Annotated in this window: 10 protein-coding genes and 1 pseudogene; 7 read left to right on the top strand and 4 right to left on the bottom strand. The window is 71.8% G+C overall.

Annotated elements, in window-relative coordinates; translation table 11 throughout:
- The first annotated feature begins 75 nt into the window (after positions 1 to 75).
- Positions 76 to 972 (top strand): AraC family transcriptional regulator, encoded by an 897-nt coding sequence (locus AB0N16_RS19710; protein ID WP_365798291.1) that lies wholly within the window; start codon positions 76 to 78, stop codon positions 970 to 972.
- A 51-nt stretch (positions 973 to 1,023) separates the two neighbouring features.
- Here AB0N16_RS19710 and AB0N16_RS19705 read toward each other — a convergent pair whose 3' ends face one another.
- Complete coding sequence (locus AB0N16_RS19705) at positions 1,024 to 2,433, bottom strand: glycoside hydrolase family 16 protein (protein WP_365798289.1); 1,410 nt, start codon at positions 2,431 to 2,433, stop codon at positions 1,024 to 1,026.
- Positions 2,434 to 2,613: 180 nt separating this feature from the next.
- Entirely contained in the window at positions 2,614 to 3,861 is a 1,248-nt protein-coding gene (locus AB0N16_RS19700; protein WP_365798576.1) for an Ig-like domain-containing protein, read from the bottom strand.
- Between the two features lie 310 nt (positions 3,862 to 4,171).
- Here AB0N16_RS19700 and AB0N16_RS19695 point away from each other — a divergent pair, with 310 nt between their 5' ends.
- The gene (locus tag AB0N16_RS19695; RefSeq protein WP_365798288.1) at positions 4,172 to 6,838 is read left to right on the top strand and encodes an FAD/NAD(P)-binding protein; all 2,667 of its coding nucleotides are present in this window, start codon (positions 4,172 to 4,174) and stop codon (positions 6,836 to 6,838) included.
- A gap of 9 nt (positions 6,839 to 6,847) precedes the next feature.
- Positions 6,848 to 7,081 (top strand): annotated as a pseudogene (locus AB0N16_RS19690) (hypothetical protein); the annotation flags it as partial.
- Positions 7,082 to 7,230: 149 nt separating this feature from the next.
- Here AB0N16_RS19690 and AB0N16_RS19685 read toward each other — a convergent pair.
- Both AB0N16_RS19685 and AB0N16_RS19680 read right to left on the bottom strand, forming a co-directional pair.
- A complete protein-coding gene (locus tag AB0N16_RS19685; protein WP_365798286.1) occupies positions 7,231 to 7,992 on the bottom strand; it encodes an IclR family transcriptional regulator in 762 nt (253 codons plus the stop codon).
- A complete protein-coding gene (locus AB0N16_RS19680) occupies positions 7,989 to 8,408 on the bottom strand; it encodes a MarR family transcriptional regulator (protein WP_365798574.1) in 420 nt (139 codons plus the stop codon). Before AB0N16_RS19680 ends, AB0N16_RS19685 begins: the two co-directional genes overlap by 4 nt.
- A 305-nt stretch (positions 8,409 to 8,713) precedes the next feature.
- On the opposite strand from AB0N16_RS19680, the gene AB0N16_RS19675 reads away from it, so the two are divergent.
- Genes AB0N16_RS19675 through AB0N16_RS19660 form a run of 4 tightly spaced genes read left to right on the top strand, consistent with a single transcriptional unit; the run spans position 8,714 to position 12,495 of the window.
- Positions 8,714 to 9,631 carry an SDR family oxidoreductase gene (locus tag AB0N16_RS19675; RefSeq protein WP_365798284.1) on the top strand — a complete coding sequence of 306 codons (918 nt, stop codon included), beginning with the start codon at positions 8,714 to 8,716 and terminating at the stop codon, positions 9,629 to 9,631.
- Entirely contained in the window at positions 9,631 to 10,506 is an 876-nt protein-coding gene (locus AB0N16_RS19670; RefSeq protein WP_365798282.1) for an amidohydrolase family protein, read from the top strand. Before AB0N16_RS19675 ends, AB0N16_RS19670 begins: the two co-directional genes overlap by 1 nt.
- A 10-nt stretch (positions 10,507 to 10,516) precedes the next feature.
- Positions 10,517 to 12,043 carry a long-chain fatty acid--CoA ligase gene (locus tag AB0N16_RS19665; protein WP_365798280.1) on the top strand — a complete coding sequence of 509 codons (1,527 nt, stop codon included), beginning with the start codon at positions 10,517 to 10,519 and terminating at the stop codon, positions 12,041 to 12,043.
- Entirely contained in the window at positions 12,040 to 12,495 is a 456-nt protein-coding gene (locus AB0N16_RS19660; protein WP_365798278.1) for a MaoC family dehydratase, read from the top strand. Before AB0N16_RS19665 ends, AB0N16_RS19660 begins: the two co-directional genes overlap by 4 nt.
- Positions 12,496 to 12,524 lie beyond the last annotated feature (29 nt).

The raw sequence follows: 12,524 nt of genomic DNA, 5'->3' as shown, positions 1-12,524 counted from the left end.
GAAGGAAGGTCGGAGTGTGTCAGCCTGTGGTGAAAGTGGGACACGGATCTTCGACAGGGACGGCACGAGAAGGACATGGCGGACAGAACGCCCGAAGCGGCAGGCGACGGTGACGGAATCAGAACCTTCCCCTTCCCGGTGGATCTGAGCGTCGGCGGTGTCGGCATGCAGGTCGGCCCGATGGGGACCGGCCGCATGTGGCACGCCGAAGCCCCCCTGGAACGCGTCCACCGCATCGACTTCCACGTGGTCATGCTCTTCACCGAGGGCCCGGTCCGTCACATGATCGACTTCGCCGAGTACCAGGCACAAGCCGGTGACCTGCTGTGGATCCGGCCCGGGCAGGTGCACCGCTTCTCGCGGACCTGCGAGTACCGCGGAAGTGTCCTGACCATGCAGCCCGGTTTCCTGCCGAGGGCGATCGTGGAGGCGACCGGCCTCTACCGCTACGACCTGCCGCCCCTGCTCCGACCCGACGCGCCGCAGCTCACCGCGTTGCGGGCGTCGCTCGCCCACCTGCAACGCGAGTACGAGGACACCGCGACCCTCCCCCTGAGCCTGCACACCTCGGTCCTGCGGCACTCGCTCACGGCGCTCCTGCTGCGACTCGCGCATCTCGCGGCCAGCTCGGCGGAGGCGGCCCGCCGCCAGGCCGATACGACGTTCACCCTTTTCAGGGACGCGGTGGAGCAGGACTTCGCCACCAACCACAGTGTCAGCGCCTATGCCGACGCCCTCGGTTACTCCCGCCGCACCCTGGTCCGCGCGGTCCGCGCCGCCACCGGGGAGACCCCGAAGGGCTTCATCGACAAGCGGGTCGTCCTGGAGGCCAAACGCCTGCTGGCCCACACGGACCTCCCGATCGGCCGGGTGGGCGCGGCGATCGGCTTCCCGGACGCGGCGAACTTCTCCAAGTTTTTCCACCTGCACACGGGCCAGACCCCGGTGGCGTTCCGGGCGGAGCTGCGCTGACACGGGGACGGCGCCGGAGGGAACCCCGGCGCCGTGTGCTCGACTCCCCCGTCAGTGACCGAAGTCGAACCAGTTCACGTTCACGAAGTCCGCCGGCTGGCCGCTGCTGAAGGTCAGGTAGACGTCGTGGGTGCCGGTCACCGCGCTGATGTTGGCCGGGACCGTCGTCCAGGTCTGCCAGCCGCCGGTGTTGCCGACGGCGAAGCTGCCGACGGGGGCGTTGGACGGGCTGTCCAGACGTACCTGGACCAGTCCGCTCACGCCGGAGGCCGCGCCGCTCGCCACCCTCGCGTAGAACTGGGTGGCCGCCGTGGAGCCGAAGTTGACGCCCTTGTACAGGGCCCAGTCGCCGTTGGCGACGTACCCGATGTCCTGGCCGCCGCCGGTGTCGGTGGTGGTCTCGGCGGTGACGCCGGACTGGCTGTCGTACGACTCGGCCTGGATCGCGCTGTAGGCGTCCCGGTTGCCGGTCGGCGGGGTGGTGGTACCGCTCCCACTGGACTGCAGCACCTGGACGTAGTCGACGACCATCGGGTGGCCGGACTCGGTGGCGCTGGTCGGGCCGCCGCCGAACGCGCCCGGGAAGCCGCCGCCCATCGCCACGTTCAGGATGACGAAGAAGCCGTGGTTGGTGGCGTTCGCCCAGGTGGTCGCGTCCACCTGACCGGCGGTCACCGTCTGGTAGTTGACGCCGTCGACGTAGAAGCGGATCGCCTCGGGGCTCACCGAGCGGTCCCACTCCATCGTGTAGGTGTGGAAGCCGGACTGGCAGGTGGTGTTGGGGCAGGCGGTGGAGTTGCCGAGGCCCGTCGTCTCGTTGCAGGGGCCGCCGGGGCTGGTGCCGCAGTGCATGGTCGCCCAGACCTTGTTCAGACCCTGGACGTTCTCCATGATGTCCAGCTCGCCGACGCCCGGCCAGTTCTGGTAGTTGCCCCGGTAGGGCGCGCCCAGCATCCAGAACGCCGGCCAGTAGCCGAGGGCGGCGTCGCCGGTGACGTTCGGCATCTGGATCCGCGCCTCGACGCGCAGCTTGCCGCCGGCCGGGGGCTGGAAGTCGGTGCGGGTGGTCTCGATCCGGCCCGACGTCCAGTTGCCCGACGCGTCGCGGACCGGGGTGATCTTCAGGTTGCCGCTGCCGTCGAGGGCGACGTTGGTGGTGCTGGAGGTCATCGTCTCGACCTCGCCGGTGCCCCAGTTGGCGGGGCCGCCGGGGTACGAGATCCCGGTGTCGTACTGCCAGTTGGAGGTGTTGACGCCGGTGCCGGCGGTGCCGTTGAAGTCGTCGAGGAAGACCTGGCTCCAGCCGGACGGCGCACCGGGTGCGGATGCGCTGGCGGGAAGGGTGGCGGTCGTGGCGGCCGCGGCCGCCAGACCGATCGTGGCGAGTACGGCGACGAGGGCACGGCGGAGGGAGCGCCGCCGTCTGTGATCCGCGGGGGATATACCGGAGGTTTCACTCATGGGGTGCCTCTCGGGTACGGAGTGGGGGTGCGCGGGATGCCTTCGAGAGCGCCGGGAGATGTTGCTGAGAGCGCTCTCAAAGTGGGCCCAATGTGCTCTCCGTGCCTGCGGTCGTCAAGAGTTAAAACAAAGAATCTCCTTGTTTCCCACGGGAGTTCAGGCGGTGAAGGCGCCGAGGAGTCAGACCGCGCTGCCGGCCTTCCAGTCCGACCAGGACAGGTTCCAGCCGTTGAGGCCGTTGGAGGCCTCGACGGTCTTCTCGCCGGAGTTCTTGACGATCACCACATCGCCGAGCATCGAGCTCTCGTAGAACTTGTAGCCGGCCACCGAGGAGTCGTTCGCGCCCTTGGCGTCGTGCAGGCCGACACAGCCGTGACTGGTGTTCTGGCTGCCGAACACCGACGTGGACGCCCAGTAGTTGCCGTGCACGAAGGTGCCGGAGGTGGTCAGGCGCTGGGCGTGCGGGACGTCGGGGATGTCGTACTCGTCGCCGAGACCGACCGTGGAGGACTCCATCCGGGTCTGCTTGAACCGCTCGCTGATCACCATGATCCCGGACCAGGTGGTGTGGTCGGAGTCGCCGCCGGAGACCGGGTAGCTGGCGTACGTGGCGCCGTCGCGCTTGACCACCATCTGCTTGGCCGACAGATCGACCGTGGAGATCTGCTCCCTGCCGATGTGGAAGGTGACGTCCTTCGACTGCGTGCCGTAGACACCGTCCGTCCCCTCGACGTCCTTCAGCCGCAGACTGAGGGTGATCTTGGTGCCCGCCGCCCAGTACGTCTCCGGACGGAAGTCGAGCCGGGTGTCGCTGAACCAGTGCCCCACGATCTCGACCGCCGGCTCGGCCGTCACCGTGATCGCCTTCTGGACCGCGGCCCGGTCCGCGACCGCGTGCGTGAAGTTGATCGACACCGGCATGCCGACACCGGACGTGGAGTCCGCCTCCGGCGTGAAGTAGCCGATGAAGGTCTCGCCCGGGGACTTCGTGGTGAAGGTGGCCACCGTCTCGTCGGTCGCACCCTGGGCCTTCGCCGTCACCGTGTACTTCGTGCCCGAGTAGGGGTTCTTCGCCGACGTCCATGTCGTCTTCGCGTCGTTGAAGGTGCCCGACAGCGCCGAGCCGTCGTTGCCCGCGACGGTCACCGAGGCCAGCGTGCCGTCGGTCACCGTGACCTTGACCGGGCTGGTGAAGTCGGCCTTCTTGGTGCCGGAGACCGGCGTCACGGTGATCGTGGCCTTCTTGGTCGCGGACTTGGCCGAGGCCGTCGCACCCTTGCCGTCGGTGGCGGCCGAGGTGTCCGCCGAGGAACTGCATCCGGCCAGCGCGGCCCCCGCGGGCACCGCGCCGAGAGCGGCGAGGATCCCGCGCCGGGTCCACCTCCGCGACTGCCGACCGGACCCGTTCGATATGTGCTGGACGCCCACGCCACGCCTTTCTGACTTGTCCACCTGTGTCAGGGCATCCTGCGCCGGTTGTATGGGTGGTTCCTTTGAATCGCGGGGGTGATCCCTGAGATTCGGATGAGGAGCGCCGGGCGTCTCCGGGCGTCGCCTCGCGGGGCCGGAACGAGTCGACCGGAACCCCGGTTGTCCCCGCCTCCGTTCGTGAACAGAGTATGAACGCCCGAGCGGCGGCCTGAGTTTCCGGTGAGATCCCCCTCCCGGGATGGCTTCCCCACTTATCCGATCGGAATAGTAAAGAAGCAGTACGCCGATCCCCCGCCGGAGGTATTCCGTGACCGACGTCCGCAAGCGGCAGAGCGTGGCCATCGTGGGAGCCGGAGCGGCGGGCACCCTCACCGCCGTCCAGCTCTGCGAGACGGCGCACCGTCGCCGGACCCCTCTCGACCTCGTCCTGATCGACCCGGCCCCGGAGGCGGGCCGGGGCACCGCCTACGCCACCCGCGACCCCCGGCACCGCCTCAACGTGCCCGCCGGCAACATGAGCGCCTACCCGGACGACCCCGGGCACTTCCTCCGCTGGCTGTGCCGGCACGGCGAACCCACCGTCACCGGCGCCGACTTCGCCACCCGCTACCGCTACGGTGCCTACCTCGCCGACACCTTCGGCCAGGCCCTCGTCCGCGCCCACGGCACGGTCGCGGTCCGCCGGCTGCGCACCCGCGCGGAGTCCTGTACCGGCACCCCCGACGGCCGGGTGGAACTCCACCTCGCCGAGGGGGGACCCCTGGTGGCGGACAGCGCGGTCCTGGCCACCGGTCCCGCCGGGACCACAGCCGGCTGGGCCCCGCCCGCCCTGCGCGCCTCGGACCGGTTCGTCGGCACCCCGTGGGCGCCGGGTGCCCTGGAACCCGTACGGGACAGCCCCGAGGACGTCCTGCTGGTCGGCACCGGTCTGACCGCCGTCGATCTCGCCCTCTCCCTCGACCGCCCCGGCCGTGCCGTGCACGCCCTGTCCCGCAGCGGACTGCTGCCCCAGCCGCACGCCCTCCGCCCGGCCGGCGCCATGCCCGCCCCGGAGGGCCTCGACGACACCTCGCTGGGCCGGCTGCGCCGCGCCGTCTACCGCCAGGTGAGCCGCTCGGTGCGCACCCACGGCGACTGGCGGCCGGGCCTGGACAGCCTCCGCCCGCACACCGCGCGGCTGTGGCGCAGCCTTTCCCCGCAGGAGCGTGAGGAGTTCCTGGCCCGCGAGGGCGCCCTGTGGAACACCCACCGCCACCGGATGGCCCCCGCCACCGCCGAACACGTCTCCCGTGCCCGCACCGCGCGCCGCCTGCATGTCCATACCGGCACGGTCGCCCGCGTCACGGAAGCCGACACCGGCTCCCTGGCGATCGAGCTGTCCAACGGCCACGTGGTGGAGGTCGGTTGGGTGGTCGACTGCACCGGACCCGGCCGCCGTCTCGACACACCTCTGTGGCAGGCCCTGTTCACCGCCGGCCTCGCCGTCCCCGGACCGCTGGGCATGGGCGCCGCCACCCGCGAGGGCCGGCTCCTCGACGCCCAAGGCCGCGCCGAGGGGCCGCTGTTCACGCTCGGTGCCCCGCGCCGGGGCGAGCTGTGGGAGACCACGGCGATCCCCGAGATCCGCGTCCAGGCCGCCGAACTCGCCCAGCGGCTGCTGCCGCTGCCCGGACGCGGGCGGGCGTCCCGGCGTCCCGTCGACGGCCACGGGCTGCCCCTCTCCACCCACGCCGAGGCGGCCGCCGCCTACCGGGGCGGGCTCGACCGGGTCCTCAAGGTACGCTCCGGCGCCGAGGACGCGCTCGCCCGCGCGGTCGCCCTCGACCCCGGCTTCGCGCTCGGCCACGCGGCCCTCGCCCTGCTGGGCCACGAGTGCGCCGCCGACGTCGACGTGCCGCGCGCCCTCGCCGACGCCCAGCGCTCGGTCCGCGAGCGGGCCGACGAACGCGAGCGGTCCTTCGTGGACGTGGTCACCCGCCGGGTGACCGGTGACGACGGGGACGAGGCGCTCGTACGGCATCTGCGGGAGCACCCGTCAGACGCGCTGGCGCTCGCGGCGGCCGTGCCCACCATCGCGTTCTCCGGGGTGAGCGACCTGCAGGACGACGACGCCCTGCGGCTGCTCGACCTGACCTCGCCCGCGTACGACGGGCACTGGTTCCACACCTCGCTGCTGGCCTTCCTGCGCCAGGAGCAGGGCCGGCTGCACGAGGCGGGGGAGCTGGCCCACCGCGCGCTGGCCGCCGAGCCCGCGTCCGGGCACGCGGTGCACGCCCTGGCACATGTCCACTACGAGTCCGGGGCGCACGAGGCGGGCCGGGACTGGCTCGACGGCTGGTTGTCCGGGCGCGGGCGGGGCGCGGTGCACCGGGCGCACTTCTCCTGGCACATCGCCCTGCACGAACTCGCCCTCGACGACCCGGCCGCCGTCCGCCGCCGCTGGTTCGCCCAGCTCGCGCCGGGCCGGGTGCGCGGGGTGCGGGCGCTGGTGGACTCCGGTTCGCTGCTGTGGCGGGCCCGGCTCAGCGACAGCTGGGTGGGGGACCTGCCGGCGGCGGACGTCCTGGAGTCGGTGGCCCGGGAGGTGCTGGAACGGCCGGCGACCGCGTTCACCGCGCTGCACGCCGCCGTCGCCCTCACCGCCGCCGGCGACCTGCCCGCGCTGCGCAGGCTGCGCGACCACGCGGCGGCCGCCGACCCGGTGCAGCGGGAGGTGATCGCGCCGCTGTGCGAGGCGTTCGCCGACCTCGTCGAGGAACGCTTCCACGAGGCGGCCCGGGGGCTCCACACCCTGCTGCCGGTGCTGCGCAGGGTCGGCGGCAGCGCGGCCCAACGGGAGGTCGTGGCGGAGACCTTGCTGTACGCGCTGGTGGCGGGCGGCCGCTGCGACGCGGCCCGGCGCCTCCTGGACGCCCGTCTGGATCGCAAACCGGCGCCCCGCGACCGGCGGTTGCGCGCGGCGCTGCCGGGCTGAACCCTGGCGGTGCTCTCTAAAGCCGGCGGTACGGCCGTCGCACACAGCGACAACGGACCGCGCGAGGAGGTGGGCACCGACCCCGGCCTCTTCGACGGCAACGGCCCGTTGCGCGGCCTCAAGCGGAACCTGTACGAGGGCGGCATCCGGGTCCCGCTCATCGCCCGGCCCTGGAACGCCGCCCGGCTGACCCTCGACGCCCCGAGCGGCTGGGTGGTGCACGCCCGGGACACGGCCGCCAAGGCCCGCCTGGACCCGGGCGAACACCTCACGGCCCGCTGGCAGGTCACCCGCCCGCGGGTCTCCACCGTCACGAGGCTCACCTGCCGGGGCACGTCCCACCACGCGGACGACGCATCCATGCCGTGCCGGGGCGTCGTCACCGGGTCACGCTACAAGGCCTGCTCCGGCCGCCACCCCAGCGCCCGGGAGATGCCCCGTGCGGCCAGCCGTACCACAGGGACCAACGCCGGTACCTGCGCGTCGGCCTGGGGTACCACCACCGAGACGGCCGCGGCCACCTGCCCCGTTGCCCCGCGCACCGGAGCCGCCACCGACAGCGCGTCGTCGGTCACCTGACGGCTGCTCACGGCGGCCCCTGTGCGCCGGACTTCGGCCAGCGAGCGGCGCAACCGGCCCGGATCCGTGATGGTGTACGGCGTGAAGGCGGCCAACGGGCGTGCGCAGTAATCCTGTTGGAACCCCGGTGTCTCGTGGGCGAGCAGAGCGAGGCCCACCCCCGTCGCGTGCAGCGGCCAGCGGGCGCCCACCCGGATGTGCACGCCCACCGCCGAACGCCCCGACAGCCATTCGATGTAGACGACCTCGGACCCGTCCCGCACCGCCAACTGCACGTTCTCATGGGTCGCTTCGTACAGGTCCTCCAGGTACGGCAGCGCGATCTGGCGCAGCGCGAGCCCCCGGGGCGCGAGCGCGGCCAGCTCCCACAGCCGCAGCCCCACATGGTAGAAACCGTCCGCGTCCCGCTCCAGCGCGCCCCAGGCCGTGAGCGCGCCGACCAGGCGGTGCGCGGTGGTCAGGGAGAGCCCGGCCCGGCGGCTGATACCGCTCAGGCTGAGCGCCGGATGCCCGTGGTCGAACGCGGCGAGCACCGACAGCAGCCGGTCGGGCGCGGAGCGGGCGGCGGCGGTCATGGCCGGTCGGCGACGCGCAGCAGCAGATCGTGGAGCGCCTGGCGCTCGGCGGGGCCGAGCGGGCCCAGCAGATCGTTCGTGACGCGCTGGCCCGCCTCGTCGGTGTCCCGCAGGAAGGCACCGCCGGCCTCGGTGAGGACGACGATCCGGCTGCGGCGGTCGTCGGGGGAGGGGCGCCGCTCGGCGAAGCCCAGCTTCTCCAGGTCGTCGACCAGGCCGACGATCGCGCTCGGGTCGTAGCCGAGCCGGGTGCTCAGCTCCCGCTGGAGCGCGCCCTCCGAGGTGGCGAGGAAACGCAGCACCGCGTAGTGGCGCAGCCGTACCCCCGACTCCTGCAGGTACGTGTTGAAGAGCTGCCCCGAGCGCAGACCCAGGCGGTACAGCAGGTAACCGGTGTCCGCGTGCAGCCCCCGCATCCACGGCTCGTCCGCGTCGATCGAGGTCGGGTTCTCGGTGTGCTGGCGGGTGATGGCCGTCTCCCTGGTCCGGGCCCCGGCGGCGGGGCGGTCAGTGGTGCGGATTCCAGCATGGCGCACCCATGGATGGGCAACAACTATTGACGACAACAATTATTGCTCTTAGCTTCGATCTCGAAGCCCCCCTCTCACCGAAGAGGCGCCACCCCCCCTCTCACCGAAGAGGCCCCACCCGCCTCTCATCCGAGAAGCCGCATCCGTCGTACCCGCAAGCCGCACCCGTCGTACCCGAAGGGACACCGCCCGTGCCCAGCATCGATCTCACCGGCAAGGCCGCCGTCGTCACCGGCAGCGGCCGGGGCCTCGGCCTCGCCTACGCCCACGCACTCGCCGCCCACGGTGCCTCCGTGGTCGTCAACGACGTGGACGAGGCCCTCGCCGAGCAGGCCGTGAAGTCCATCACCGAGGCCGGCGGCACCGCCGTCGCCGAAGTGGTCCCGGTCGGGACGAGCGAGGCCGCGGACCGGCTGGTCGCCCGGGCCGTGGCGGAGTTCGGGCGCCTCGACGTCCTGGTCACCAACGCGGGCATCCTGCGCGACAAGGTGCTGTGGAAGATGACCGACGACGACTTCGACGCGGTGCTCACCACCCACCTCAGGGGCACCTTCACCTGCGCCCGCGCCGCCGCCGTCCGGATGCGCGAGCAGGGCGAGGGCGGCACCCTGATCCTGGTCGGCTCCCCGGCCGGCCAGCGCGGCAACTTCGGCCAGACCAACTACTCCGCCGCCAAGGCCGGCATCGCCGCCATGGCCCGCACCTGGTCGATGGAGCTGGGCCGGGCGAACATCACCGTCAACGCGATCGTCCCGGTGGCCGCCACCGCGATGACCGAGACCATCCCCGCCTTCGCCCCCTACATCGAGGCCATGAAGAACGGCGAACCGCTCCCAGGCTTCCTGCGCAAGGGCGAGGGCTTCGGCACCCCCGAGGACTGCGCGGCCCTCGTCCCCTTCCTCGCCTCCGAGGCCGCCCGCTCGATCACCGGCCAGGCCATCGGTATCGGCGGCGACAAGGTGGCACTCTGGTCGCACCCCCAGGAGATCCGGGCGGCCTACGCCGACGGCGGCTGGACCCCGGACACCCTGGCCGACGCCTTCCCCACCTCGGTCGGCGCCGAGCTCCAGACGGTCGGCATCCCGGCGCCCGCGTTCCCGGAGGCGTGATGGACATCGAGGCACTCGCGGCGATCGACGTCCACACGCACGCCGAGGTATCCGCCAAGGGCCACTCCTCCCTGGACGACGATCTGCACGACGCCTCCTCCGCCTACTTCAAGGTCGAGGGCAAGCGGAAGCCGACGATCGAGGAGACCGCCGCCTACTACCGGGAGCGGAACATGGCCGCCGTGATCTTCACGGTGGACGCCGAGTCCGCCACCGGCACCGCGCCCGTCCCCAACGAGGAGGTCGCGGAGGCCGCCGCGGCCAACGCGGACGTGCTGATCCCCTTCGCCTCCGTCGACCCCTTCCGGGGGAAGGCGGGTGTCCGGCAGGCCCGCCGCCTGGTCGAGGAGTACGGGGTCAAGGGCTTCAAGTTCCACCCCAGCATCCAGGGCTTCTTCCCGAACGACCGCGCGGTGGCCTACGGCCTCTACGAGGTGATCGAGGAGACCGGCACCATCGCCCTCTTCCACACCGGCCAGACCGGCATCGGAGCCGGTGTCCCGGGCGGCGGCGGGATCCGGCTGAAGTACAGCAACCCGCTCCACGTGGACGACGTGGCCGCCGACTTCCCGCACCTCAAGATCATCCTGGCGCACCCGTCCTTCCCCTGGCAGGACGAGGCCCTCGCCATCGCCACCCACAAGCCGGGCGTGCACATCGACCTGTCCGGCTGGTCGCCGAAGTACTTCCCGCCGCAGCTGGTGCAGTACGCCAACACGCTGCTCAGGGACAAGGTGCTGTTCGGCTCCGACTTCCCCGTCCTCACCCCCGACCGGTGGCTCGCCGACTTCGAGAAGCTGCCGATCAAGGACGAGGTCCGGCCGAAGATCCTCAAGGAGAACGCCGCCCGCCTGCTCGGGCTGACCACGGCGTAAGGGGCCGCAGATGCGCAACGAGGGACTGGGGTCATGGCCCGCACGCCGGGCCCGCAAGACCCCGCACCGCACGGCACTGGTGTTCGGCGGGCAGCCGACCGACTACCGCACACTGCACGCACGCACCACCCGCCTGGCCCACGCCCTGCGCGCCCGGGGCATCCGCCGCGGCGACCGCATCGCGTACCTCGGCCCCAACCACCCCGCCTACCTGGAGACCCTGTTCGCGGCCGGCGTGCTCGGCGCGGTCTTCGTCCCCCTCAACACCCGCCTGGTCGGCCCCGAGATCGCGTACCAGCTCGGCGACTCCGGCGCCAAGGCCCTTCTCTACGGCCCCTCGCACGCCGGTCTCGTCGCGGGCCTGCCCGGCACCACCGACGTCCGGACGTACGTCGAGGTCGGCCCGGAGTACGAGGAACTGCTGGCTGCCGCGGCCGACGACCCGATCGACGAACCGGTCGCCCCCGACGACACCTGCATCATCATGTACACCTCGGGGACGACCGGCCGCCCCAAGGGCGCGATGCTCACGCACGCCAACCTGACCTGGAACGCGGTCAACGTCCTGGTCGACACCGACCTGATCGCCGACGAACGCGCCCTGGTCTCCGCCCCGTTGTTCCACACAGCGGGCCTCAACATGCTTACCCTGCCGGTCCTCCTCAAGGGCGGCACCTGTGTCCTGGTGGAGTCCTTCGACCCGGACGTCACCATCGACCTGATCGAACAGCACCGGATCACCTTCATGTTCGGGGTCCCGACGATGTTCGACCAGGTGGCCCGCCATCCCCGCTGGCCGGACGCCGACCTGTCCTCCCTGCGCATCCTCACCTGCGGCGGCTCCCCGGTCCCGACCCCGCTGATCGCCGTCTACCAGGAACGGGGGCTGACCTTCCTCCAGGGCTACGGCATGACCGAGGCCGCACCCGGCGTTCTCTTCCTCGACGCCGAGCACGCGATCAGCAAGGCGGGCTCGGCGGGCGTGCCGCACTTCTTCAGCGACGTACGGGTCGTACGGCCCGACCTGACCCCGGTCGACGTCGGCGAGCCCGGCGAGGTCATGGTCCGCGGACCCCATGTCATGCCCGGCTACTGGGGCCTGCCGGAGGAGACCGCGGCCTCCTTCGCGGACGGCTGGTTCCGCAGCGGGGACGCGGCCACGGTCGACGCGGACGGTTACGTCTTCATCGTCGACCGGCTCAAGGACATGATCATCTCCGGCGGCGAGAACGTCTACCCCGCCGAGATCGAGGACCTGCTCCTCGCCCACCCCGGCATCGCCGAGTGCGCGGTGATCGGCGTACCGGACGACAAGTGGGGCGAGGTGCCGCGTGCGGTGGTCGTCCCCCGCGAGGGCACCGTCCTCGACCCCGACGAGGTGCTCGCCTCGCTGGCCGGGCGGCTCGCCAAGTACAAGCTCCCCAAATCGGTGGTGCTCGCCGACGAACTCCCGCGCACCGCCTCCGGAAAGCTCCTCAAGGCCCGCGTGCGCAAGCGCTACGGCTCTCCCGACTCCCAGCCAAGGAACGCCACATGACCGTCACCGTCAACGGACTCGACGAACTGAAGAAGCTCGCGGGCAGGGACCTGGGCAACAGCGACTGGATCGAGGTCACCCAGGACCGCATCGACACCTTCGCCGACGCCACCGGCGACCACCAGTGGATCCACGTCGACCCGGAGCGGGCGGCCGCGGGCCCCTTCGGCGCCCCGATCGCCCACGGCTACCTCACCCTGTCGCTGTTCATCCCCCTGTTCACCGAGCTCCTGGACGTCCAGGGCGTCACCACGAAGGTCAACTACGGCCTGAACAAGGTGCGTTTCCCCGCCCCGGTGAAGGTCGGCTCCCGCATCCGCCTGGCCGGCCGCCTGACGGAGGTCGAGGACGTGCCGGGCGGCGTGCAGATCGTCGTCGACGGGACGATCGAGGTCGACGGCGGGACCAAGCCCGCCGCCGTGCTGCAGAGCTTGTCGCGGTTCTACGCGTAGTGCCGCGGGCTGGTGGGGGCTGGTCGCGC

The organism is Streptomyces sp. NPDC051105 (assembly GCF_040682795.1).
Classification (GTDB): Bacteria; Actinomycetota; Actinomycetes; order Streptomycetales; family Streptomycetaceae; genus Streptomyces.
This window is presented reverse-complemented; position numbering and strand designations above follow the sequence as displayed.